Genomic DNA, 24,740 nt, shown 5'->3' on the forward strand with positions numbered 1-24,740 from the left:
TCGTGGGCCGGCCGCCCACTGCGGGCTCGAAGCACAGACTACACTCGTTTACATCGATTTCGATACATCATTTTTCATCGATATCGATATTTATGCGCGCGTAGCGACTTTGTGGCGCCCAGGGCACAGCGGGCCCGGACCGCGTAATCGAGAGTTTCGTGGGCCGTGTTCGGCACTTCGATGCTGAGCGGCACGCCGTCGGGCAACGCGTCCAGGAGCGCCCCCAGTGGCAATGCCCCTTCGCCCGGAGGCAGACGAGCGGTGCGCGCCTCCCGAGCCAATAGCTCGTCGGGCGGCGCAGCGGCCGGCGCGTCGCAAAGCTGCGCAAGAGCGATGCTGTCCGGTGACAGCGTCGCGACTTGTTCGGGAGTGCCGCCCGAGCGCGCCAGGTGCAACGCGTCGATCAACACCTGCACATTCGGCCGTCCAGCGAGATCTATCAGCCGCATGGCGGACTGCAGATCGGTCACAGCGCGAAAACGCATGAACTCCAGCGCAACCCCGGTCTTCGCTGCCGCCGCGATATCGGCCAGCTCGGCAAGTCGATCTGCCGCGCGCCGCGCATCTGAATCCTCGACGACGGTTTGAATGAAGCTGAATCCCAGCTCCGCCGCCACATCGACGACGGCTTGCAGCTGCGCCCGAGTCGAGACTGGAGTGAGACTGACGACTTCGGCATCGAGCAACGAGACTCCAGACTCGCTGCACGCTCGCTTGATCGCGCGTATCAGCGGAACATTGCCGACCACCGCCGGCGCGCCGGCGAGATGTCGCGGCGGCAGAATTCGCAGCCCCGCCGATTGGTAGCCCGCCTCGGCGGCGGCCGCGATGTGTTCCAACGGGCCGGCGCCATCGACGGTCAAATATGCCAGCGAGAAAGCCCCCTGCCGCCACATGTGCCGCTGCGCTCAGCTCTGACGCAGCAGCCGACGTGCGTTGTCGGCGAGCTGCTGCGATATGTGGTGCGCATCCATGTGCTCAGGCTGATCCCAACCCGCGAAGTTCGTGCCCAACACCAGCCGATCGGCACCGACGAGGCGCTCGAGCATTTGTCGTGACATCGGATCGTGAACGTGATCGTCGTACCAGAGGCGGCGCAGCCGCTGCACGAAGGCGTCCTCGTCTCGCAGCGGCCCCTGCGACCATGGCCGCTTACGCGCGGCTTGTGAGAAACGGCCCGCAAGAAACGCAATGGCGCCGCCGCCATGACTGACGCATATGTCCAGATCCGGATGCCGATCCAGTACGCCGCCATAGATCAATGTTCCGACCGCGATTGTTTCCTGCGCGGCGAAGCCGATCAGCAGATCCAGGTCGAAATGACCGACGGCGGGAAATGCCGCCGGGCCATCGATGCCCGCCGGCGCCGGATGCAGGAACAGAGGAACATTCAATTCCACGAAGCGCCGATACAAAGGATCCAACCGCGGCGAATCGAGACGAATGCCGAACTCGGTGCCCACGTAGGCCCCCCACATGCCCAGCTCCCGCACCGCTCGCGTCAATTCCAAAGCCGCCAGCTCCGGCTCCTGCATGGGCAACGCGGCGAATCCGGCGAGGCGCTCCGGATAGCGCTCGACCAGTTGCGCCAGCGTGTCGTTGTGCCGGCGACAGAAGCTCACTGCCGAGGCGGCCTCGACAAAATGAAAGTACGTCAGTGGATTCGGCGACAGCACCTGAAAGTCGATGCCCGCTTTGTCCATGGCGGCGATGCGCAGGTCCGCATCCATGAAGGCGCTGCCACGATAACGTACGCCATGCAGCTCGTAGCCGCCGACGCGAAACAGCGGCCGACCGTCGGGCGCCGTCGTCAGCTCGGGGCCATGGTGGCCCGCCGTGCCGAAAGTTTCTTCGAGCACGGCGTGCGCGTGAATGTCGATGGTGCGTGCGGTCTTGATGGACATGAGATTCAGTGTGCTGGCTTGCCGAGCTGGCGCCGATAGGTATCCATGTCAAAGTAGTCGCGCCAGGCCCTGATCCTGCCGTCCTGGATTTCGAACGTGCCCATGATGGGCAGGCTGACCTCGACACCGCCGATGCTGAAATCGTCGACGCGCTCCGTCAGCACGCGGTCGCCGTCGACCGCGATGGCCAACAGCCGCCAATTGATCCAGTCGAAGCCGCCTTTGCTGGCGAGATACTCCGCGACCGCGCGACGTCCATCGAGCGGCGCGACCGGCATGTTGTGATAGCGGACGTTCTCGTCCAGCAACGCCAGCACGCGATCCATATCGTTGGCGTTCCAGGCCGCGATGAAGTCGTGCACGACTGCAAGCGCCGTCGCCTCGCGGTGTCGATCACGATCAGCCATACGATTGCGCCGCTCCGCCGTCCACCGCTAACGCCGTGCCTGTGAGGTAACTCGCGCGTTCGGAGCTCAAGAACGCCACAGCCGACGCGATCTCATTCGGCTCGGCCAGGCGCCCGAGCGGAATTCCAGAGGCAATGCGAGCCTCGACGGCGTCGACATCGGTGCCGGCGGCGCCCGCCTGCGAAGTGAAGATCTGCTGAACCCGATCGGTCCGCGTCCAGCCGGGACAAACGGTATTCACGAGCACGTTGTCCGCGGCCACTTCGTTCGCCAGCGTCTTCGCCCAGCCCAGCATGGCCATGCGAACGCTATTGGAGAGCATCAGGCCGGGAATCGGTTGTTTCACCGAGTACGACGAGACGTTCACGATGCGCCCCCATCGCTGCTCGCGCATGAAGGGCAGCGCCAGACGAGTCACGCGAACCGCGGACATCAATGTGAGATCGACGGCGGCTTGCCATGCGCTGTCATCAAGCGCGGTGAAGGTCCCCGGACGCGGGCCGCCGACGTTATTGATCAGTACGTGAATCCTCGAGTAGCGAGCAACAACCGCATCGATGAGCTTCGCCGCCCCCGGCTCATCCGAAAGATCGGCAGCTACGGGCAGCACGCGTCCCGTGCGTTCCGGATCGAGCGCATTTGCCGCGGCCTCGATGCTCGCTTGGTTACGCGAACAGATGGCCACGTTCGCACCCTCAGCAACGAACGCGCGCGCCGACTCGAAGCCGATACCTGCGCTCGCGCCGCAGACGATGACGATCTTGCCTTGCAACCCCAGGTCCATGAGTCAGCCCGGTGACAAGCCGAGGCCAAGGCCACCATCGACTTCGAGCACCGCACCGGTCGTCCACTCGGCGCAACTCAGATAGGCGATGGCCTCCGCGATCTCTTCCTCCGTGCCGATCCTTCCCAGAACGTGGCTGCTCGCCATGGCATCTAGCCGCTTGCGAGCCGCAGCGTCGTCGAGCAACCCAGCACGCTGATTGATCTCGGTGAACACCGCGCCCGGAACGACGCAGTTCACCCGAATCTTCTGCGAGCCGAGCTCGGCCGCCAGCACCCGGGTCAGTACTTCAACCGCCCCCTTGGTCGCTGCATACGGCGACGCGCCGGGATAAGCGCGGCGGGTATGCACGGAGCCGATGAAAACAATTGCGCCTCGAGTCCTGGCCAGATGCGGGACGGCAAGTCCGCTCAGCATCATCGCGGAGACTACATTGGAGTTGAACACGTCGAGCAGTTGCCGCTCCTCCAGCTCGACCAACGGTCCGCGATACATATTGCCGGCGTTGTTGATCAGCGCGTGCAGCCCATCGCCATGCGCGATGGCGGCGCCGAGAATGCCGGCGCGATCGTTCGCGTTGGTGATGTCACCCTCGACGAAATGACACGCCGGCCCGATGCTGTTTGCGACCGCCTCGAGCTTGCCACGCCGGCGGCCGCAGATCGTGACCCTCGCGCCACGCGCGGCAAAGTGCCTGGCAGTGCCCTCGCCCAAGCCCGAGCCGCCGCCTGTCACCAGCACTGACATGCCCGCGATATCACGCATGCGCCTCGAGCCCCCGTTTAGCTTCGTTCATCATCGCGGGCTCGAGCAGCCACTGCACGGCGCGCTTCAAAATACTCAAATGGGTCGGCTCAGCGATCGAATCCGGCCCATGCCCCAGAGCGTCGTAGATCACGCGCCCCGCACCATAGCGATAGCGCCACATCACCGGATGAGATTCGTCATCGCTTGCGGCGCGAGCTCGTAACAGTGGCTCGGCTTCCGGCGCGACTTGCAGACCTCGATATACTTCGTCGAACACTTCGAAGGGCGGCGCGGCGGCAACGATGCCGTCACCATCGATCGTGCGCTCCACTCGAACCTTGCCCGCCGGCGGATGAGACGACTGACCCCACACCCAACCGGCACCAAGAATCCTGGCCCATTGCGCCCAGCCGTCGAAGCAGATGCTTGCCGTGTGGAGCCCAAGCAACGAGCCACCCTCGCGCACGTAACGCTCGACGCTGTCACGCGCACCGGACGACAACTCGAACGCATACTGTTCGCGAAGCGGCGCGTACTTCTCATGCTGGGTCATCGTGAACAACAGTGCGTCGATAGTCAGCAGCTCGCAGTTGCTCACATCGATATTGCGCAACGCCGCGTCAGCGCCGGACACAATGGTCGTCTGCACTCCCATGGGCTCGATGGCCCCCGCGAATGCCGCCGCTGTGGCCGCGAAATCGTGATAGATGCCGCCAGTCACCAAGAGTTGTCGCAGAAGCTTCGCCACCCGGATCAGTCCCGGGGCAGTTGCATCAGGATGCTGTTGACCACGCCGCCATCCACGACCAGCTCGTGACCGTTGATGTAGGCCGCCTGCTCCGATGCCAGAAACAGCACTGCATTCGCGATGTCGTCGGCGACGCCGAGCCGGCGCTGCGGAACCGCGCCGCCTCGCAGCTTGCGCACTTTTGGATCCGCATAGATCGGCGCCGACATGCCCGCATCGATAAAGCCCGGAGCGATCGCGTTGATGCGCAACCCCGCCGGCGCCCATTCCAGCGACATGTGCTGGGTGAGCGAGGCCACCGCGGCCTTGCTCGCCGGATACGCTCCGGCACCCGGGCCCGGATGCACGGCATTGATCGATGTAATGTTGATGATCGAGCCACTGCCTCGCCCGACCATGCGTCTGGCCACCGCCTTGGCGCTGATGAAGCAGCCAATCAAATTCACCTCGACCACTTTCTTGAACGACTCCGCCGACTGTTCGAGCAGCGGCCCGAAGCGCACGATGCCGGCGTTGTTCACCAGCACGTCGGGAACCTCGCCGAACTGATCGAGCACAGCCTCGACATCGGCTTCGCTGCTGGTGTCGGCGCGATAGCCGACCGCATTCGGGATGCGAGCGGCAGCGGCCTTGACACGCTGCTCATCGACGTCGACCAGACCGACCCGATAGCCCGCCTGACTCGCGCGCAAGGCGATCTGCTCGCCGAGCCCGCCGCCGGCCCCCGTCACAATCATCGTTTTCATCGCGTGAACACCACGGGGTAGCGGCCCCAATTCGGACGTTGAGTATGTGCATCGGGCACCGGCGGCTGGTCGGGATCCGGCCGCACACCCGCATCGAGCAGCGCGCCGATCAGCAGCGAGATCAACCCGTACTGATGTTTGGCTGGATCGGTATCGGGCTTCGCGATCACACCGCCGTCGAGATCACGGCCGAGACACGTGTGCACACCGGAGCTGAAGGTCAGCCCGAACGGAAAGTGACCTCGCGGAATGACACGCGACGGATTGAACTCGCCCGCATCGGCGCCGTAGATCGACGGATCGCGATTGGCCGAGGCCAGATCGATCACGACCCGATCCTGCTCGGTCAACGCGTCGCCGCCCTGCATCGAGAACGGACACGTCGGCCGGCGCCATGCCACCGGACTGGCCGGATGCAGTCGCAGGCTTTCATGCACACAGCGTTGCAGAAACAGGCGGTCTTCGACGACCCGCTGCCAGTCCTCCGGATGACGCTCGCACCAGAGGAAGATCTCGTGCATCGCATGCGCCAGGGAATTCGACGTACTGTGCGACCCGGCCTGCAGATAGAACGCCATCTCTCGCAACAATACGTCGGGCGGCAATTCGACGCGGTCTTCATTCCGAAGCAGCACAGTGAGAATGTCTCGAGGCAGCTCCTCTTCGGAAAGCTCGCCGCGGCCGAATTTCGCGATCAGCTGTTGTCGTCGGCGGATGGACGGCTGCACGAAGCGCGCATCCAACACCTGCAGCGCCGCTCGCACCTCCGACTCGACTTCACTCTTCACTCGTTTCGAGTGCACGAGCGTCGCGCCCTCGCTGAAGATCTTCACCAGCTCGAACAGCACGGCGGTTTCATCGGCGGAACCCTCCGGACGATCGATGCCCGCAAAATCCGCCGTGAGATTCATCGTGACCCGGCGACCAAAGTCGATCAGATCCATGCGGCCGGCATCGAGATACGACGCCAGCGTCGCGGTCAGCGTCGCGGGAAACACGTCGCGCTCGTAGTACGCCAGGAACTCCTTGCGGAACACCCGGTTCTCGAGCAGGCGACGCAGCCGATGCTCTTCGCCGTCGAGCGTAAGCAGCGTCTTGTGCATGATCACGGCGCCAGCGTCGTACAACGCCTGGACCATCTGCGGGTGGCGCAGCGCTTCGACGGCGCCGGCGTAAGAGCTGACGTGATGTTCTTTCATCGGGCGAACACGAGGGGATAGGCCAACCAGGTTTCACGCTCGGTGGACAGGTCCTGCTCCGCCTTGCGAGTCGGATCCGGACGCGCGCCGTGCGCGAGAAACGCCCTTGCCAGCAACGTGACCGTTCCGAGCTGATGAGTTTCCGGATTGGTCGTCGCGGTCGGCAAGTCGCCCGCCGCCAGGTTCTTGCCAAGGCACGAATGCACACCTACGCCGAACGTGATGCCGTAGGGCATGCGCGGCGGAACTCTCGTGCGATGCGGATTGAACGATGCCGCGTCGTCACCGAAGGCATCGACTTGACGATTGGCCTGATACAGATCGATGACGATCGTGTCGGTGGTCGTCGCCGCTTGCCCGTTCGGTAGCGACATCGGGCACATCGCCTTGCGCTTCGACACGGGGCTGGACGGATGCAGCCGGAAACTCTCGTGCACACAGCGCTGCAGGAACAGCACGTCTTTTTCCAGACGCTCCCGCTCGGCCGGATTGCGCTCGCACAGCGCGAAGATCTCGTGCATGGCATGCGACAACGAGTGGATCGATGTATGCGCGCCGGCCAGAAAGTAGAACGCCGTCTCGCGCAGCACCCGCTCGCGTGGCAGATCGAGATTGAGCTCGTTGCGAAGCAGCAGCGTCAGGATGTCGCGCGGCAAGGCCGCTTCGTCGATCTCCCCGTTCCTGAACTTCGCCAACAGTGCTTCGCGCCGGGCGACCGACGGGCCGAAGAATCGTTCGTCGAACTCGCGCATGCCGTCGACGACCCGCTTCTTCAACTCCTCCGCCTCACTCGGCGTGCCCTTGAACTGCCCCATCGTCGCGGCGTGCCCGAACACGCGCAGCAGTCTCACCAGATCCGCCGTCTCCTCCGGCACGCGCCGCTGGCGATCGATTCCCGCGAAGTCGGCGGTCAGGCCGATCATCGCTCGATAGCCGATCTCGACCACGTCACCTCGGCCGGCCGCGACGAACGGACGCAACGTTTCCTCGACGACCGGCGGCAGGACCTCCTTTTCGTAGTACGAAAAAAAGTCCCGACGGAACACACTCATTTCCAGCGCGCGGCGTTGCTTGTGATCCTCGCCGTGCAGATTGACGAGCACGTCGGCCATGAGCGCCGCGCCCTCGTCGTACAGCGCCTGGCTCAGGTCCGGAATCGACAGCGTCTGCTGTGCTTCCTTGTAGCCGGTGACGGTGATGGTGCTCATCAATTGGAATTCCTGGAACGCATGGCCAGCTCGCGCGTGAGAATGGCCTTGGAGTAATTGCTGGTACGCCAGCCGCTGATGAGCTGGCGCGGCGGAATGGGTCGCTGCAGATCGATGAACCGGCCATCCGCGATGACATGCTTGAGGCGGGCGCGGTCGCCGAGGATGGTCACGTCCTTCGACGGGTCGCCATCGACGATGATGACGTCGGCAAGTTGATCGGGCGCGATCAAGCCGACTTTTCCCTCGAGTTTCAGCGCGCGGGCCGCGTCGAAGGTGGCGGCACGAATGGCCTGCAATGCGGTGAAGCCAAGATCGCGAACGAACACTTCGAGCTCGCGATAGTTCCAATCGCCGAGCGGCGTCAGCGAGAAACCGCCTTCGGTGCCGCACAGGATGGGAACGCCGGCAGCATGCAGACGCTGCAGCGTCGCGGCGCTGTCCGCGATCTCGCGACGGAACATTTCCTGGAGCGCCGGATCGGCTCCCACTGCCGAACCGAAGTCCGCCAGGTTGGCCTGGAACGTGAACGTCGGCACCACCGGAACTTTCCGCTCACACACAGCTTCGATGGCTTCCTCGTCCATATATGTGCCGTGCAGGATCATGTCGAAGCCCGCTCTGGCGGCATCTCGAGCGCTGCTCGCGTTCCGACAATGACCGACGACAGGAATACCCAGCGCGTGAGCGGTATCGCAAACCGCACGCAATTCGTCGTAAGTCCAGACAGTGAGCTCACCGCGAGCGCGCTGGCGCGGCACCAGTCCGGTGACATGGACTTTGATCCAGTCGACGCCATGTTTGATCTGCCGCCGCACCTCGCTCACGATCTCGTCGCGAGTCCGCGTGATCACCGCGTAGCCGCGTACGCCTTCATCGGGAATCAGGCGGCCTGCCGTGCCGCCGACCGAAGTCATCAACGCGTAACCGCCAGTGGCCATGCGCGGGCCTTCGATCACACCGGTTTCAATCGCGTCGCGCAGATCGACGCCGATCTCGAAGATGGAGTCGGCGTCGAAGAATCCGGTGACGCCGGCATACAGGAGCCGGCGCACATCCACGGCGGCGATGATCGCCGACAAGCCATGACGCCGGTGAAAAAACAGCTCGTCGTTGGAAATGGGGGCGTCGAAGGTGACGTGACAATGCGCGTCGATCAATCCGGGCATCAACGTCATGCCCGGCGCCGCCAGCCTGCGAACGTCCTGCAGGGTCGCGGCGCGGGTCGCGGCGGAAACGCCAACCGCCTTGATGCGCGAGCCTTCGATCAGCACGTCCGCAGCGAAGGGTGCGGAGCCGCTACCGTCGATGACGTTGCACCCCGTGATCAGAGTGACATTACTCAAGCACACCCCCGAATCCGATTTTGGCCGGACCGTGGCCCGTCCGATTCTCGTGTGCCGCTTTTATACCGTCGCGCCTTGGGCATTTCAATCGATTTCGATATAAATTCTGGTCGGCGCCCGCAAGCCGATGATTCGTCACATGGCGGGCACGGGCGCGAGATCCCGCAACTCGTACAACACGACTTCGTTCGTAAGCACGGCTATCGGCTCGTCGCCCTCGCACGGGGCGGGCAAGGCATGGCGCAACTGCGTCCGTGCTCGAGCTGCATCCGACACCCGGTCGAACCAGAGCTCCTCGATGTAATCGTAGGGCAGCCCCCAGGGGCGGCCGGTTTCAGTGGGCTGAGCCTGGTTCTGCACGAAGCCGCGCATGCTCTGCCCGATCGGTGTCGCCAGCAGATTCATTGCGTGGAGCAACGCATCGGCGTCGAATTCTTCGCGCATCACGCCTGCCTGGAGCTTCGCGAATCGAATCAGCTTTACGCGCGCCGACGGACGCGGCTCTTGAACCGTCCGCTCCTCCATCAACGCGCAGAAATTCACGACGAGCCGGTCGAATGTTTGCACTTCGTCCGCCTCCATCGCGCCCTGCGAGCTCGTGTCTTCGCGGTGCGCGCGCCGTGATTCCGGCGACTTGTGCCACACGATGCCGACGCCATCGTAGTCGTCGCCAGACTCGGGCAGCACGTCGCAATGAACGTAGCGCCAGATGTTCTTCCACCGCGGCATGCTCATGCCGAGCGCGCCGTGCTGTCGCCACCGTGGAGTGAATTGTTCGCGAGACAGCGCCGGGTTGCGACGCGCTAGATACATCAGCTTGGGTCGGATCATGCGAGCCCCCGTCAACGCACCGTCCGTCCTCCGTCGACGATGAGTTGCTCACCCGTGATAAAACTGGCGCGATCCGATAGCAGCCAGGCCGCGGCTTCCGCTTGTTCCTCGGGCGATGACACGCGACCGAGCGGAATGCCCTTGGTTGTCTCCTGCTCACCGCCCGGGCGCGTTCGCATCTGAAGCTCCATCATCTCGGTGCGCGTCGTGCCCGGGCAGATGCAGTTCACTCGCACGCCAAACGGCGCAGCGTCCAGCGCCACCGACTTGGTCAAGCCGATCACCGCATGCTTGCTCGCGCTGTACAGCGACAGGCCAGGGAAACCTCGCGTGCCGGCGATGGAGGACGTGTTCACGACCGCCCCCGCGCGTTGACGCTGCATGATTCGCAACTCGTGACGCAGACACAGCCATACCGATCGAACGTTGGTATCGAAGACCTGCTCATACATCTCGGCCGGCGTATCGACGAGCGGCACGGCATCCTGCGTCATGGCTGCGTTGTTGAAGGCGCCGTCGAGTCGACCGAACTCGCTTTCAATGAAAGCGAACAGACCTTCGATGCTCGACGCGTCACGCAGATCGGCGGATTTGAAGCAAGCACTGGCGCCAGCGGCAGCGATTGCCGCCCGCCCCTCCGCCTCACGCCGAGCCGTCGCGATGACTCGTGCGCCCTCACGGACGAACAAACCGACGGCAGCGCGGCCAATGCCGGCGCTCGCACCGGTAACCAGAATGACCTTGCCTTCGAGCATGCCCATACAACACCCCCTCAATGCAGCCGATCGAGCATGTCGCGCGAGAACGGCTGCAACGCCTCGGCGCCGCGCTCGGCAACTGTGCGCACCCAGTCGGGATTCGCCAACAACGCGCGCCCAACGGCGACCAAGTCGAACTCGCCGCGCGCAAGGAAATCTTCCAGGCGATCGATAGCTGCCTGATCGATCGCCGCGAACTGTTTGCCCTGAGGAGATTTGAAATCGTTGCCGAGCGTCACCGAGCCCACCGCGATGGTCGGCCGTCCCGATAGTTTTCGCGTCCAGCCCGCGAGCGTCAGATCGCTACCTGTGAACGCCGGATCCCAGAAGCGTCGGGTCGAACAATGGAAGACATCGACGCCGGCATCGACCAGTGGGCGCAGGAACCGCGTCAATTCATCCGGCGATGTGAACAGCTTCGCGTCGTAGTCGAGCTGCTTCCACTGCGAGAAGCGCAGCAGCACGGGGAACGACGGGCCAACGCGCCGGCGAATCTCCTGGACGACTTCGACGGCAAAGCGGCCACGCCGTTCGAGCCCGCCGCCATAGCGATCGGATCGCTGATTCGTGGTCGACCAGAAGAATTGATCGAGCAAATAGCCGTGCGCGCCGTGAATCTCGACGCCATCGCAGCCCAGCCGTTGCGCCAATACGGCGGCGGCCGCGAAGGATTCGATCGCCGCATCGATATCGGCCTGGGCCATCGCGCGCCCGATGGGACGATTCGCAGCCGCGAGGCCCGACGGACTGATGCGCGTCGCGGCGGCCAGTGTATCGGTCATGCCGACCATCGAGGGTTCGAACGCACCGACGTGCCACAGCTGCGGCACCAGGCACGCCCCCTCCTCGTGCACGGCTCGAGCCATTTCCCGCCAGGCCGGCGCGGATTCGGCGTTCAATCGCGGCACGCAAGCACCGAACGCACCGATCTCATCGGGCGCGCAGCCTTCAGTGATGATCATCGCGACCCCGCCCGCCGCTCGACGCCGGTAGTAAGCCATAACCTCCGGGCCCGGAACGCCGCCGGGCGAACGTTCGCGCGTCATCGGCGCCATCACCACGCGATTGCGCAGCGACAGCGCGCCGAGCTCGACCGGCTGCAACAGCCGGGTCACGGCACTGCTCATTACCACCCCCTGCTGGTCTCGCCCCAGCATACCCCATTTTAAATCTATTTCGATGTATTTATTCCGGCGCGCCCGGACACGCTACTATCGCCGCCCCGGAAGTGGAGCGAGCAATGATCAAGCACATCGTCCTGTGGCGGCTGAAAAACAAGGCGGACGTGGCGCGCGTCAAGCAGGAGCTGGAGAGCATGCGCGGCAGGATTCCAGGCCTGCTGGGCCTGGAGGTGGGCGTCAATTTCGCGGCGGGCTCACCGGTGGACGTGGGGCTGTACACCGAGTTCACGGACCGGGCGGCGCTGGCCGCATACGCCGACCATCCGGTGCACGCACCGGTGAAGCAAACAGTCGGCGCTCTGGTGGCCGAACGCTGGGTGCTGGACTACGAGACCTGAGCGACTATTCTTCGGTCTGCTCGGCCTGCTCGGCCAGGCGACGGCGCTCGGACTCGAACGCGTCCAGGCGATCGAAAATGTCGCGGAGCTGCTGACGCAACTGCTTCAGCTCAGCCTGCGACATGCCCTCGACCATTGCCTGATAGACATCCGAGCTCAGGGTGTTGCAGAGCTGCGCGACTTCCCGGCCCTTCTTGGTCAGCGAGACGGTGACCGAGCGGCTATCGTCCTCGGCGCGCTTGCGTTTGACCAGCCCGCGCTTTTCCAGCTGCAGGATCTGGTGAGAGATCGTCGATTGCGGCAGCACCATGCGGCTGACCAGATCGCCGACCCGCGCCTCTTCGTTTTCCATCAGGATGACCAGCATCCTCGAGTTGTGCAGATCGATGCCGTATTCCCGGAAATAGGGATTACAGATCAGAAACACCCGGGCGCTGATGCGATGGATGAGAAAGGAGATACGTTCGTCGAGCGGTGGTAGCGGCTTGTTCGATCTGGCCATTTCGCAGTTGCTATTCTTCGCAGATCCCTGCAACTGCGCCGCACTCTAGCACACGGCCGCCATACAAATAAAAGCACCCGTTGAAAAGCCAGCCGATCGCTCGGCTGGCTTCGAGTTGCCGGATCGACTCAGCGACGATCCTTGTCCTGATCGCGGTCCTGTTGCTCGGTGCGGTTGCCACTGCCACCTTGCTGTGGCGAACGCATCTGGCCCGATTGACCGGGTTGATTGCGCTGGCTGCCTTCCTGGCTCTGCTGACCCGATCGCGATCCGCCGCCTTGCTGATCCTGACGGACCTGGTTCTGACCCTGCTGCTTGTTACCCTGAGACGTCTGCTGCTGCTGGTTGCGATTGGCATCGCTGCCAGCCTGCGCAGTGCGATTCCGATCCTCAGGATTGTTACGCTCGTTCGCCATGAAAGTCTCCTCGAGTTGGCGCGTTGACTTCTCTATGAGGCCCGCCGCGAGTATCACGGAGGGGAAATTTCCCTCATCGATGTTGCGCCCGACATCGCAGACCTAAACGCGCGGCGCCTCCTGGAGTTGCATGCGGAGATGCGCATAGCCCGCAACGGGATATCCGAGACTGACGTAGGTTATAGCTGTCGTGCCAACCACGTCAGCCTGTGCGGACTGTCCACAATTGAACTCAGTGACTGTGCCCCGTCCAGGCCGGACTCCAGTCGATGCCATGTCGATCGCCGAGCTCCCAGTAGAATTTGCTACGCGGCCGATTGTAATTACCGATCTCGTTCATGCTCTGCGAATCGTACAGCCGGCCGTTCACCATGGTGTAAAGCACACTGTTGGTGTTGCGGATGTCGGCGAGCGGATCGCGATCCAGCACGATCAGATCGGCCAGCTTGCCGGCCTCTATGGAGCCGAGCTGATGATCCAGGCCGTACGTATGAGCGCCATTGATGGTCGCGGCACGCAGGATTCGCATCGGCGACATGCCGCCTTCGGCGAGCAGCTGCATTTCCCAATGAATGGCGATGCCGGAGGACTGGCCGTGCGAACCGACGTTGATGGTCACGCCCGCATCGTCGAGACGTTTGATGGAGCGCCCCACCGAACGGAAGCCCACGTCGTACAGCTCATCCGCATAATGAATGGACTGCATGCCACGCACGTACAGCGGCGCCTCGCCCGCGCCAGTGATCGGGTTGTACGCGTTGTTCACGCCCGGAATGTAAGTGCGAACCTTGCTTTCCTTCCAGGGCTCCTGGTGCTGATAAATGTAGTTTTCGCCGAACAGCTCGCCGAACGTGACGATCAGCGTCGGTGTGCTCGACATCGACGCGTTCTTGAACAGCTGCAACAGATCGTCGTAATACGTCGCGACCGGCAGGTTGTGCTCGAGGTTGGTGGTGCCGTCCAGAATCATGCTGACGTTATCGTAGAAGTGACCGGCGCCTTCCGCGTCGACCATCAACCCGCCTTCCGCCGCCGCCTGCAACAACCATTGCTTCTGTTCGCGCGTAGTCAGCTTGTAGCTCTTGAGAATGTGGCCGCCGATGGCTTGCTTGCGTCGCACGATGGCGCGCGCGTCTTCGAGATTCCGGATCTGATTGAACACACGATCCGGCTTGCCGGAGCGCCCGTAGATCACAAAGCCGGTGCTCAGCCAGCGCGGACCGACCATCTCACCCGCCTGCGTCATCTCAGTGGCTTCGTAGCTCGTGAGCTCGTTCGAATACGGATCGAAGTTCGTGGTCACGCCATACGCCAACGCGGCGTAGTGCGTCGGACGCTTCACCGGCGTTACGCCAGTCATGTAGCAGCAGTCGATGTGACCGTGCGCGTCGAACATTCCCGGCATGAGCGTCTTGCCACCGAGATCGATGACCTTCGCACCGCGCGGAACCGCGACGCTATCCATCGGACCGACTGCCTTGATCCGATTGCCTTCGACGACAACTGCGCCTCGTTCGATGATGTCCTGCCCGGTCATCGGCAGAATGCGGGCGTTCACGAAGGCGACGGTGCCTTCAGGAACATCGCCCTTGACGCTCAGAGCGATTGCACGCTGAGCTTTTTCAACGACACCGCGCTCACCCGGCGAGCTCACGAACAAATCCCGGCCAAGCGTCCAGATCATTTTCGAGGAGTCCGGCGTCCACACCAGCTCGAAGCCGTCTGTCGCAGTGAGCTGTCGGGCCGAGCTGTTTCCCTGCGCAGTGACTTTGAGTGCCTGATCGCTCTCCTGGTATGGCATCACGTACAGCTGGTTGAACTCTTTGAACGCCAGCCACCGACCATCCGGGCTGAGCACGAAGTCGCCCGTATCGGCAGTCTCGGCGTACGCCACATCGCGAGCATCCTTGCCATCGACACCAATGCTCCGGAGTAGCACGGCTTTGCGACCGGCGAAGTCCGATGCGCCGAAGAAATAGATGCGCTTGTCGTCAGGTGAGAACTGCGCGAGGCCGCTGGCTTCGGTGAGGAACTTCCCGCCAGTGCCGTCCGAGTTCACGAGATAGAGACCGACCCGATCCGCGGCACCGCCCATCGCGTTGTCAGGATCCATGATGCGATAGGCAACGCGGCGACCGTCGCGCGAGAACGTCGGCTGACGAATCGCACCTCGGCTGCTGACAATTACTTTCTCTTTGCCGTTGGCGGAACGCAGCTTGAGCGTCGAGCCGGTCTCATCATTCCACTCGACATACGCAAGCGTGCGCCCGTCCGGCGACCACATCGGCTCGCTCTCCGCCTGCACCGACTTGGTCAAACGTTGCGGAGCGCGCTGCCCCGCCAGATCCTGCCGCCAGAGCTTGCCGAGCGCGCGAAACACCAATTCACCGCTCGGCGAAACAGCGAGCTGCCTGAAGATACGCACGTCGAATTGACCGGGCGCCGATTCCAGCCGAGTGCGCAGCGTCTTGTGAATGCGATGGTGCGCGGGCGCCTGGAACGGAATCTGCGTCGCCTGACCGGTCTGCACATCGACCTTCAGCAACTGACCTTTGCCCCAGATGGCGACGTGACGATTGTCGGGGAACCAGCCGAACGCGGGGTAGTAGTGCTCTTGCGGGATATAGTCGCCCTGCAGATCGCGATCCAGCTCCTGATACACCGGGTGCTGCGTGTTCGACGCCACGTCATAACGGAACAACACAGTTTTCGAACCGACACGGCGAATGAATGCAACGGTCTTCGCATCGGGCGACACCTGCGGCGTCGTCGCGCTGCCGAAGCCGGCAATCAAATCCGAGCTCTCGCCGGTTTGCATATCGAGCCGGCGAATGACGAAGTTGCTGAGCCCCGTGTTCAAGTACACGTAGTGCTCGCCGCCTTTGCGCTCGGTGTAATAGAGATAACGACCGTCGGACGCGAGTCGCGGTTCCTGCACATCCTTGCCGCTCTCGGGCGGAGTCACGACGACTTGCTCGGCGGTGCCGTCGAGGAAGAAGCGGCGGACCTCCGACATCTTCATCTCATGCACGCTGGCGTTGGTTTTGATGGCCACGATGGAACGACCGTCATGCGACCACGCCGGCCCGGTGATCATCGCCAGGTTTTCCTTGCTGATCTGCCGTGCTCCCGAACCGTCGAGCGCCGAGATCCAGAGGTTGTCGGCACCCGTTTCATCGCTGAGATACACCAGCGACTTGCCGTCGGGACTGAACTGCGGGCTGCGCTGCACGGCCGGGCCGGAGTGAATGGGCCTGGCGACGCCGCCTTCGGCGGGCATCACATAGATGTCATTGAGCAGATCGAACGCGATGGTCTTGCCGTCGGGGCTTACATCCAGACTCATCCACGTCCCTTCGGTCGCGGTGAAATCGATATCGCGATACGCCGGCGCTTGATCGGCAGCGCCACTGAGTTGAGCCGTAAGCACGGCGCACAGCGCTCCGGCGAGCGTGAGCGCACGCCGGGCGTTGCTTCGTCCACTCATCGATGACCCCTGTTGAATATTGTCGGGTCATCTTATAGAGCCGGTTTCTCGCGAACCGGCGCGTTCTCGGAGCGGCTCGGTGCCCAGTGGGCACCAGCCGCCCGAGACTCAGGCGGCAGGCGCCGCCGGCTTGCGGAACTTCAGCGTCATGCGATCCGATTCGCCGATCGCATCGTACTTGGTGCGATCGAAGTTCGGATCGTTGGCATCCGGGCCTTCGCTGTAGGGGCGCGTGCGCTTGGTGGGCGGCAAGGTCCACACACCGAACGGATGATCCTTGGTGTCCTTGGCGTTGGCATTGATCTGCGACTTCTCGACCAGCTCGAAGCCGGCCTTCTGCGCCTGCTCGATCACGTAGGCTTCGGTGACATAGCCGCTCGCGGCCTTGGGATCCTGCTCACCCGGGTTGGCGCGATGCTGCTCGATGGCGAGAATGCCGCCAGGCTTGAGCGCGCCGTACAGATCCTTGAGGAATTTATCGGTGACGCCGCCGCCCATCCAGCCATGGAACGAGCGCGCCGACAGCGCGAAGTCGAACGTGTTCTCCGGCAGCGGCGCCGACCTGGCACCGAAGTTCACGAACTGCACCGAGCCATACACGTCGGGCCTGGCAGCAAAGCGCGCTTCGAAATCCTTGCGTCCCTGTTTGGCCGCTTCGGACAACTCCGGATTCGCGAGATCCGCAGCGGTCGCGTAGTACTTGCCGCCGGTCGCATTCGCGTATGGCGCGAGGATATCGCTCCACCAACCGGCACCGGGCTGCACTTCGAGCACCGTCATGCCGGGCGCGAGCCCCCAGAACTCCAAGGCTTCCTTCGGATGACGAAACTCATCGCGCGCCTTGTCATCGGCGCTGCGCCACTCGCCACTGAGACTCGCAACCAACGGATCGGCGGCGGCTGGCTGAGTCGCTTCGGCAACCGGCGGCGTCTGCGTCGTGGGCTCCTGCTTCGAGCAAGCTGACAGCGCTGTAAGCAAAGCGAGCGCGGACACGCCCATCAATGACTTTCTCATTTGTTCTCTCCCGGTTGGTGGCAGACGGCTTCGAGATTCACTCCGTTGAGATCGACCACGAAGGCGCCGTAATAGTTCGGATGATAGTGCTCGCGAATGCCCGGCGGACCATTGTCGCGAGCGCCAGCCGCCATTGCTGCTTTATAGAACGCATCGACCTCCGCACGCGTCTTAGCCGTGAAGCACAAGTGCATGCCCTGCGGCGCCACGCCCTGGCCGATCCAGAAATAGGGTTTGTGGTCGGTGCCGAAGCCGGTGTAGTCGCTCGCCCGCCCGCTCTCCTCCTTGGGCACGTTCATGACCACGCCGATGCCGAGCGGTGCCAGTGCCTTCAGATAGAACGCCTTGGACGCCGCGAAGTCCGGGACGGAAATGCCAAGGTGGTCGAGCATGGGAGAGTCCCCTGAATGAATGGGCGCCAAGCATGGCATCGCCGCGTCGACCGGTTCAATCTCAGCGGTTGCGCCCTGTCGCGCCAGAGGCTCACTTGGTCGGCCAGACGGTCGACCTACTCAGGTGTGCGCGAGGCCGCCACCCCGTAATATCGACGGTACGGATCGCGTCGACGAACCGCCGCGGCGGAAGTGGTCTTCGAACGCTGGCAGCAAGATCGAACTTAGTGACCCGTCGTCGGGGTTGCCAGGCGTTGTTCCGGCTCTGCGGATGTAACCTTGCAGCCCCACACCGCGTAGAACAGCACATATAGCTCGCACACCGCGGTCAACAGGAACGACGTCTGCAGACCGAACATGTCGGCCAGTCGTCCCTGCACGACCACCAACGCGCCGCCGGCGATTGCCATGATCAACAGGCCCGAGCCTTCTTCGGTCAGCGGACCAAGACCGCGAATGCCGAGCGTGAAGATCGTCGGGAACATGATGGAGTGGAACAAGCCCACGGAAATCAGGCTCCACATCGCGACCTTTCCGGTCGCAAACACTGTGAGCACCATGACGATGAACGCGCCGGTAGCGGCCCACGCCAGCACATTCTCAGCCGCGAACTTACGCATCAGCTGACTGCCGGCGAAGCGCCCCACCATCATTCCACCCCAGAGCAGGAACAGATAGTTCGACGCCTGCGCGTGCGTCAGGTTGCCGATCTCCGGCGATGAGACGAAGTTGATGAACAGGTTGCTGACGCCGATCTCGGCGATCAGATAGATGAAGATCGCGGGAATGCCCAGCAGCAGATTGCGATGCTTCCACAGCGAATGGTTCTTGCGATCCGCAGCGTCGAGGCGGCGTGTGGCGGCATCGAGGTCCGGCAGTTTGTAACGCGCGATCACGACGGCGAGCACGACCAGCACCATCGCCACGATGAAATAAGGCAGCTGCACCGACTGCGCGTCGGCCAGGCGCTGCTCCATCGTCAGGACGGCGGCACCGCCTTCGACGTTGCCCGAGGCGCTGCGGCTCAGAATCAAATAGCCGCCAAACAACGGCGCGAACGTCGTACCCATCGAGTTGAACGCTTGCACCAGATTCAATCGTGACGACGCACTCTGCGCCGGGCCGATGACCGCGACGTATGGATTCGCTGCGACCTGCAGCAGCGTGATGCCGGCAGCGATGATGAACAGCGCCGTGAGCACGACGCCATAAGAAGGAATCCTCGCGGCCGGAATCATCAGCAGCGCGCCAACCGACATGATCAGCAGCCCCACCACCATCGAGCTCTTGTAGCCGATGCGCTCGATGAGCTTGGCCGACGGAATCGACGCAACGAAGTAAGCGATGAACCACACCGACTCGATCCAGGTGGTCTGGGTATAAGTCAGATCGAACACGGAGCGCAGGTGGGGCAACAACGTGTTGTTGATGACGGTGATGAAACCCCACATGAAGAACAGACTGGCCAGCAGCGTGAGCGCCGATTTCTGGGTGCTGGTGATACCGGCGCTGGGGCTGGCCGGAAGCGAAGACACGGGTGACGCCATGAACTGCTCCGAGGGGCGGGCGAATTGTCTGAGTATAGCCCAGGTGCCGGGCTGCCCAGCAACAGGTCGCCTCGGCCCCGCGAAGCCCGAGTCAGAGTTGGTAGCCGCCCAAGAACACGTCGAGGGCGCGGTCGACCATGCCTTTGATCTGCGCAGGCGTGGGGCTCGGCGCCTTGCGCAAGAAATATTGATGCCAGGGCTCGCCATGCGCGAGCAACGCCGCCAGATGTTGAGCTGCAATCTCAGGATCCGCGCGGCGCAGTTGATTGCGATCCATCGCGCCGGCGAGATAGCGCCCGATGGATTCGATGGTGCGCTTCGGTCCCGTCTCGAAAAACGACTCGCCGATATCGGAGTGCGCAGCTTCGCTGATCACCACGCGATACGCCGCCACCGCCTCGGGATCGGAAATGAACGCGAGGAATTGCTCGCCGAACCGCTGTAAAGCCGCGCGCACATCTTCATCGGCGCTTTCTTCGAGGCGCTGCACGGCCGGCGACACATACAGCTCAGCCAGCTTGTTCACGATCGCCAGGAACAGCGCCTCCTTGGACGGAAAGTAGCCGTACAAGGTCGCCTTCGAACCGCCCAAGCGGCTCGCAATCTCCGCCATCGAGGCGCGCTCATAGCCCAGCTCAAGGAAGGTTTTCCTTGCGATTTCAATGATTTCGTCGCGCTTGGCGTCGGTGCGGACTTTCATGTCGACCCCATCACATAACTGAACCGAGGTGTACATTTTTGCTTGACGGCCGGCGACTGTCAATTCTAAACTAAACCGTACAGTACGCTTTTGGTCATAGTTTGGAGCCCTCGTAATGACCCGCCCCTATCGCGCACCTTTGGCCGCCGCCGCGCTGAGCCTGATCGGCATGGCCGTGTTGACCGCTTGCGGCAAGCCGCCGATGGGACATGCGCCCGGCCCACAGGGAACCCCGAAGGTGAGCACGGTCGTCGTGCAGCCGCAGCCGGTGGTTCTCACGACTGAACTGCCCGGTCGCACCAGTGCCGTGCTGGTTGCGGATGTGCGGCCTCAAGTCACGGGCATTCTGCAATCACGAAAGTTCGTCGAAGGCAGTGCTGTGAAGAAGGGCGATCTGCTCTATCAGATCGATCCCGCCACTTATCGAGCCGCCGTCGACAGCGCCGAAGCGGCGCTCGCGAAGGCGCAAGCGAATCAGCACACGACGAAATTGAAAGCCGAGCGTTATCGCGAGCTCAAAGCGATCAACGCCGTCAGCCAGCAGGACGCCGACGATGCGGACGCCGCGTTGTTACAAGCGAATGCTGAGGTTGCATCCGCTCGCGCCGCGTTGGAAACCGCTCGAATCGATCTCGCCTACACACGCGTCACCTCGCCCATCACCGGCCGTATCGGCAAATCGTCCGTGACTGCCGGCGCGCTCGTAACCGCAAATCAAAGCGCCACGCTCGCGACGGTTCAACAGCTCGATCCGATGTATGTGGACGTCACGCAGTCGAGCAACACCGTGCTTCAGCTGAAGCGCGCCATCGCGCAAGGCCAGCTCGGCGATGGCACCGCGAAGGTGAAGCTCGTATTCGATGACGGCACGACTTATCCGATCGAAGGCAAATTGCAGTTCTCGGATGTCACGGTGGATGCAAACACCGGCTCAGTGACCTTGCGCGCCGAGTTCCCGAATCCCAAGGGCGAGCTCCTGCCGAATCTGTACGTCCGCGCGATCATCGAGGAGGGCACGATGTCGCAAGCGCTGCTCGTGCCTCAGCAGGCAGTGAGCCGTGACTCGACCGGCAAGCCGCACTCTTTCGTCGTCGGCAGCGACGGCAAAATTCAGCAGCGCCAACTGCTCACTCAACGAGCCATCGGCAATCAATGGCTGGTCACCGGCGGCCTCCAGGCCGGCGACGTGCTGGTCGTATCGGGCCAGCAGAAAGTTCAGCCCGGCGCGCTGGTCGAAGCCTCGCCTTATCAGCCGCCCGCCAGCGATGGTGAGCAGCTCGCGTCGCGCGTCGCGATGTAACCCAGTCAGACATCGAGAAACATCATGGTCCGCTTTTTCATCGATCGTCCGGTCTTCGCCTGGGTCATTGCGATCATCGTGATGCTCGCCGGCACGCTGGCGGTCACCACGTTGCCCATCGCCCAGTATCCCGACATCGCGCCGCCGGCGATCTCCATCACGGCGAACTATCCCGGCGCGTCCGCCAAGACCGTCGAGGACACGGTAACGCAAGTCATCGAGCAGAAAATGAAAGGGCTCGATCGACTCGCTTACATGTCGTCGACCAGCGAATCGTCGGGCCAGGTGACCATCACGCTGACATTCGAGAACGGCACCGACCCGGATACGGCACAGGTGCAAGTTCAGAACAAGCTGTCACTCGCGACAGCCTCGCTGCCCGAGGAAGTGCAACGTCAAGGTCTCACTGTCGCGAAGGCGGTGATGAACTTCGTGAGCGTGCTGGCGTTCGTCTCGAAAGACGGCAGCATGAACGCGGCCGATCTGAACGACTACGTCGCCGCCAACGTTCAAGACGCGCTGAGTCGCGTCGAAGGCGTCGGCGACACGCAGCTGTTCGGCGCGCAATATTCCATGCGCATCTGGCTCGATCCCAGCAAGCTCAACAACTATCACCTCACGGCGCTGGACGTGAGGAATGCCATCGCGGCCCAGAACACGCAGGTATCGGCCGGTCAGTTGGGCGGACTGCCCGCCGTGTCCGGTCAGCAGCTGAATGCGACGATCACTGCGCAGACCCGCCTGCGCACGGCCGATCAATTCGAAAACATCCTGCTTCGTACCCAAACCGACGGCTCGCAGGTGCGCCTGCGCGATGTCGCCCGCATCGAGCTCGGCAGCGAATCGTATGTCAGCGAGGGTCGTTACAACGGTCAGCCGACCGCCGGCCTCGCTCTGAAGCTTGCGACGGGCGCGAACGCGCTCGACACGATCAACGCCATCGACGCGCAGGTCGAAGAACTGCGCCCGTTCTTCCCACAGGGCCTGGAAGTCGTCAAACCGTACGACTCCACACCGTTCGTGCGCATCTCCATCCAGGAAGTGGTCAAGACACTGGTCGAAGCCATCGTGCTGGTGTTCCTGGTGATGTATCTGTTCCTGCAGAACTTCCGCGCCACGCTGATCCCGACGATCGCGGTGCCGGTCGTGCTGCTCGGTACGTTCGGCGTGCTGGCGGCTTTCGGCTTCACTATCAATACGCTCACGATGTTGGCGATGGTGCTGGCCATCGGCTTGCTCGTGGACGACGCCATCGTCGTCGTGGAAAACGTCGAGCGCGTGATGTCGGAAGAAGGGTTGCCGCCGCGTGAGGCCACCCGTAAATCCATGAGCCAGATCACTGGCGCGCTGGTCGGCGTTGCGCTCGTGCTCGCTGCCGTGTTCGTGCCGATGGCATTCTTCAGCGGCTCGACCGGCGTCATCTATCGTCAGTTCTCGATCACCATCGTCGCGGCGATGACGTTGTCCGTGCTGGTCGCGATGATTCTCACGCCCGCGCTGTGCGCGACGCTGCTCAAGCCGGTCGATCCTTCGCACGCTCGAGCAACCAAGGGCTTCTTCGGCGCGTTCAACCGCTGGATGGACAAGGGCACCGCTCGTTACGAAGGCGGGGTGCTCGGCATCCTGAATCGCCGTCGTCGCTTCATGATTGCGTATGCGGTCATCGTCGGCATCGTCGCGATGGTGTTCACCAAGATTCCGACGGGCTTCCTGCCCGATGAAGACCAGGGCACGATCTTCGCGATCGTTCAGTTGCCACCGGGTGCCACGCAGGACCGCACGCTGGACGTGATCAAACAGGTCGAGCACCACGTGCTCGAGGATCAGAAGGACTCAGTGGAATCCGTGCTCACAGTCGCAGGCTTCAGCTTCGCGGGTGGCGGACAGAACACCGGTATGGCGTTCATCAAATTGCGTCCTTGGGACGAGCGTACACACCCGGATCAGCAGATCGGCGCGGTGATCGCCAAAGCCTCGCAGTATTTCGCGACCATTCAAGATGCGCAGGTGTTCGCCTTCGCACCTCCGGCGGTTGCGGAGCTGGGTAACGCGAGCGGCTTCGATTTGATGCTCCAGGACCGCGCCAACCTCGGTCATGCAGCGTTGCTTCAAGCTCGCAATCAGCTGCTCGGCGCGCTCAGCCAGGAACGTTCGCTGGTCGGTGTGCGACCGAACGGCCAGGAAGACACGCCCGAGCTGCGCCTCGAGATCGATACTCACAAGGCCGGTGCGATGGGCCTGTCGCTCGCCGACATCAACGACACGTTCTCCAGCGCCTGGGGCAGCGTGTACGTCAACGACTTCATCGATCGCGGTCGTGTGAAGAAGGTGTTCATGCAGGCCGACGCGCCCTATCGCATGCTGCCCGAAGACATCAATCGCTGGTACGTGCGCAATGCCACCGGCGACATGGTGCCGTTCAGCGCATTCGCGAGCACCGAGTGGACGTCCGGCTCGCCGCGATTGGAACGCTACAACGGTGTGCCCTCGGTCGAGATTCTCGGCATGGCGCTGCCCGGCGTGGCGTCGAGCGGCGAAGCGATGGACATCGTCGAGCGTCATGCGAAGGAACTGCCTCCGGGCATCGGTTTCGAATGGACCGGCGTGTCCCTGCAGGAACGCGCGGCGGGCTCGCAGACGCTGCTGCTCTACACGCTCTCGATCGCGGTCGTATTCCTGTGTCTGGCAGCGCTCTATGAGAGCTGGGCGATTCCGCTCTCCGTCATTCTCGTCGTGCCGCTCGGTGTGCTCGGCGCGCTGATTGCCGCGATCCTGATGTGGAAGATGAACGATGTTTACTTCCAGGTCGGCCTGCTCACGACCATCGGCCTGGCATCGAAGAACGCGATTCTGATCGTCGAGTTCGCGAAGGATCTGTATGCACGCGGCACCGACTTGCTCGAAGCCGCGGTCACGGCGGCCCGCATGCGCCTGCGACCGATCCTCATGACCTCGCTCGCCTTCATCCTGGGCGCGCTGCCGCTGATGCTCAGCACCGGCGCAGGTGCTGGCGCTCGAAGCGCGCTCGGCGCGGCCGTCATCGGCGGCATGGTCTCGGGCACCGTGCTCGCGATCTTCTTCGTGCCGCTGCTGTTCGTGGTCGTGATGAAAGTGTTCACGCGCCGCCCTGCCCCGCAGGGTGATGCGCCCCTGGCCCTCGCCACTCCGGCGGAGACGCACTGATT

Annotated in this window: 23 protein-coding genes; 3 read left to right on the top strand and 20 right to left on the bottom strand. The window is 63.0% G+C overall.

The genetic code is table 11. The features are described 5' to 3' along the window. Window positions 1-74: 74 nt before the first annotated feature. From EKO19_RS05555 to EKO19_RS05615, 13 genes are all read right to left on the bottom strand, one after another. A complete protein-coding gene (locus EKO19_RS05555) occupies window positions 75-896 on the bottom strand; it encodes a sugar phosphate isomerase/epimerase family protein (protein ID WP_129775372.1) in 822 nt (273 codons plus the stop codon). A gap of 12 nt (window positions 897-908) precedes the next feature. Beyond that, entirely contained in the window at window positions 909-1,904 is a 996-nt protein-coding gene (locus tag EKO19_RS05560; RefSeq protein WP_129775373.1) for an amidohydrolase family protein, read from the bottom strand. 5 nt (window positions 1,905-1,909) lie between these two features. Further along, window positions 1,910-2,311 carry a limonene-1,2-epoxide hydrolase family protein gene (locus tag EKO19_RS05565; RefSeq protein ID WP_129775374.1) on the bottom strand — a complete coding sequence of 134 codons (402 nt, stop codon included), beginning with the start codon at window positions 2,309-2,311 and terminating at the stop codon, window positions 1,910-1,912. Continuing rightward, window positions 2,304-3,095 carry an SDR family oxidoreductase gene (locus EKO19_RS05570; protein WP_129775375.1) on the bottom strand — a complete coding sequence of 264 codons (792 nt, stop codon included), beginning with the start codon at window positions 3,093-3,095 and terminating at the stop codon, window positions 2,304-2,306. Before EKO19_RS05570 ends, EKO19_RS05565 begins: the two co-directional genes overlap by 8 nt. A gap of 3 nt (window positions 3,096-3,098) precedes the next feature. After that, complete coding sequence (locus EKO19_RS05575; protein ID WP_129775376.1) at window positions 3,099-3,860, bottom strand: SDR family NAD(P)-dependent oxidoreductase; 762 nt, start codon at window positions 3,858-3,860, stop codon at window positions 3,099-3,101. After that, window positions 3,853-4,590: a ThuA domain-containing protein gene (locus tag EKO19_RS05580; protein ID WP_157995126.1), complete on the bottom strand. Its 738-nt coding sequence runs from the start codon at window positions 4,588-4,590 to the stop codon at window positions 3,853-3,855. Before EKO19_RS05580 ends, EKO19_RS05575 begins: the two co-directional genes overlap by 8 nt. Window positions 4,591-4,595: 5 nt before the next feature. Then, entirely contained in the window at window positions 4,596-5,336 is a 741-nt protein-coding gene (locus tag EKO19_RS05585) for an SDR family NAD(P)-dependent oxidoreductase (protein WP_129775378.1), read from the bottom strand. Further along, the gene (locus EKO19_RS05590) at window positions 5,333-6,535 is read right to left on the bottom strand and encodes a cytochrome P450 (protein WP_129775379.1); all 1,203 of its coding nucleotides are present in this window, start codon (window positions 6,533-6,535) and stop codon (window positions 5,333-5,335) included. The genes EKO19_RS05585 and EKO19_RS05590 overlap by 4 nt, the downstream gene beginning before the upstream one ends. After that, window positions 6,532-7,743: a cytochrome P450 gene (locus EKO19_RS05595; RefSeq protein ID WP_129775380.1), complete on the bottom strand. Its 1,212-nt coding sequence runs from the start codon at window positions 7,741-7,743 to the stop codon at window positions 6,532-6,534. Before EKO19_RS05595 ends, EKO19_RS05590 begins: the two co-directional genes overlap by 4 nt. Beyond that, the gene (locus EKO19_RS05600; protein ID WP_129775381.1) at window positions 7,743-9,089 is read right to left on the bottom strand and encodes a metal-dependent hydrolase family protein; all 1,347 of its coding nucleotides are present in this window, start codon (window positions 9,087-9,089) and stop codon (window positions 7,743-7,745) included. The genes EKO19_RS05595 and EKO19_RS05600 overlap by 1 nt, the downstream gene beginning before the upstream one ends. 135 nt (window positions 9,090-9,224) lie before the next feature. Then, complete coding sequence (locus EKO19_RS05605; RefSeq protein ID WP_129775382.1) at window positions 9,225-9,920, bottom strand: EthD domain-containing protein; 696 nt, start codon at window positions 9,918-9,920, stop codon at window positions 9,225-9,227. An 11-nt stretch (window positions 9,921-9,931) separates the two neighbouring features. Then, entirely contained in the window at window positions 9,932-10,681 is a 750-nt protein-coding gene (locus EKO19_RS05610) for an SDR family NAD(P)-dependent oxidoreductase (RefSeq protein WP_129775383.1), read from the bottom strand. Between the two features lie 11 nt (window positions 10,682-10,692). Continuing rightward, on the bottom strand, window positions 10,693-11,805 hold the full coding sequence (locus EKO19_RS05615) for an oxidoreductase (protein WP_129775384.1): 1,113 nt from the start codon (window positions 11,803-11,805) through the stop codon (window positions 10,693-10,695). Between the two features lie 113 nt (window positions 11,806-11,918). On the opposite strand from EKO19_RS05615, the gene EKO19_RS05620 reads away from it, so the two are divergent. After that, window positions 11,919-12,197 (top strand): Dabb family protein, encoded by a 279-nt coding sequence (locus EKO19_RS05620; protein WP_129775385.1) that lies wholly within the window; start codon window positions 11,919-11,921, stop codon window positions 12,195-12,197. A gap of 4 nt (window positions 12,198-12,201) precedes the next feature. Here EKO19_RS05620 and EKO19_RS05625 read toward each other — a convergent pair whose 3' ends face one another. From EKO19_RS05625 to EKO19_RS05655, 7 genes are all read right to left on the bottom strand, one after another. After that, on the bottom strand, window positions 12,202-12,699 hold the full coding sequence (locus EKO19_RS05625) for a MarR family winged helix-turn-helix transcriptional regulator (protein ID WP_129775386.1): 498 nt from the start codon (window positions 12,697-12,699) through the stop codon (window positions 12,202-12,204). Between the two features lie 128 nt (window positions 12,700-12,827). Continuing rightward, a complete protein-coding gene (locus EKO19_RS05630; RefSeq protein WP_129775387.1) occupies window positions 12,828-13,115 on the bottom strand; it encodes a hypothetical protein in 288 nt (95 codons plus the stop codon). A 232-nt stretch (window positions 13,116-13,347) separates the two neighbouring features. Beyond that, window positions 13,348-16,602 carry an LpqB family beta-propeller domain-containing protein gene (locus tag EKO19_RS05635; RefSeq protein WP_129775388.1) on the bottom strand — a complete coding sequence of 1,085 codons (3,255 nt, stop codon included), beginning with the start codon at window positions 16,600-16,602 and terminating at the stop codon, window positions 13,348-13,350. A 108-nt stretch (window positions 16,603-16,710) separates the two neighbouring features. Next, the gene (locus EKO19_RS05640) at window positions 16,711-17,616 is read right to left on the bottom strand and encodes a class I SAM-dependent methyltransferase (RefSeq protein WP_129775389.1); all 906 of its coding nucleotides are present in this window, start codon (window positions 17,614-17,616) and stop codon (window positions 16,711-16,713) included. Continuing rightward, on the bottom strand, window positions 17,613-18,008 hold the full coding sequence (locus EKO19_RS05645; RefSeq protein WP_129775390.1) for a VOC family protein: 396 nt from the start codon (window positions 18,006-18,008) through the stop codon (window positions 17,613-17,615). Before EKO19_RS05645 ends, EKO19_RS05640 begins: the two co-directional genes overlap by 4 nt. A gap of 224 nt (window positions 18,009-18,232) precedes the next feature. Beyond that, a complete protein-coding gene (locus tag EKO19_RS05650; RefSeq protein WP_129775391.1) occupies window positions 18,233-19,555 on the bottom strand; it encodes a sugar MFS transporter in 1,323 nt (440 codons plus the stop codon). A 91-nt stretch (window positions 19,556-19,646) separates the two neighbouring features. Beyond that, window positions 19,647-20,255, bottom strand: coding sequence for a TetR/AcrR family transcriptional regulator (locus EKO19_RS05655; RefSeq protein ID WP_175596963.1), 609 nt, complete (start codon window positions 20,253-20,255; stop codon window positions 19,647-19,649). 115 nt (window positions 20,256-20,370) lie between these two features. On the opposite strand from EKO19_RS05655, the gene EKO19_RS05660 reads away from it, so the two are divergent. Beyond that, on the top strand, window positions 20,371-21,555 hold the full coding sequence (locus EKO19_RS05660; protein WP_129775393.1) for an efflux RND transporter periplasmic adaptor subunit: 1,185 nt from the start codon (window positions 20,371-20,373) through the stop codon (window positions 21,553-21,555). A gap of 24 nt (window positions 21,556-21,579) precedes the next feature. Next, a complete protein-coding gene (locus EKO19_RS05665; protein WP_129775394.1) occupies window positions 21,580-24,738 on the top strand; it encodes an efflux RND transporter permease subunit in 3,159 nt (1,052 codons plus the stop codon). Window positions 24,739-24,740: the final 2 nt, after the last annotated feature.

It is taken from the genome of Peristeroidobacter soli (assembly GCF_004138485.1).
GTDB lineage: Bacteria > Pseudomonadota > Gammaproteobacteria > Steroidobacterales > Steroidobacteraceae > Steroidobacter > Steroidobacter soli.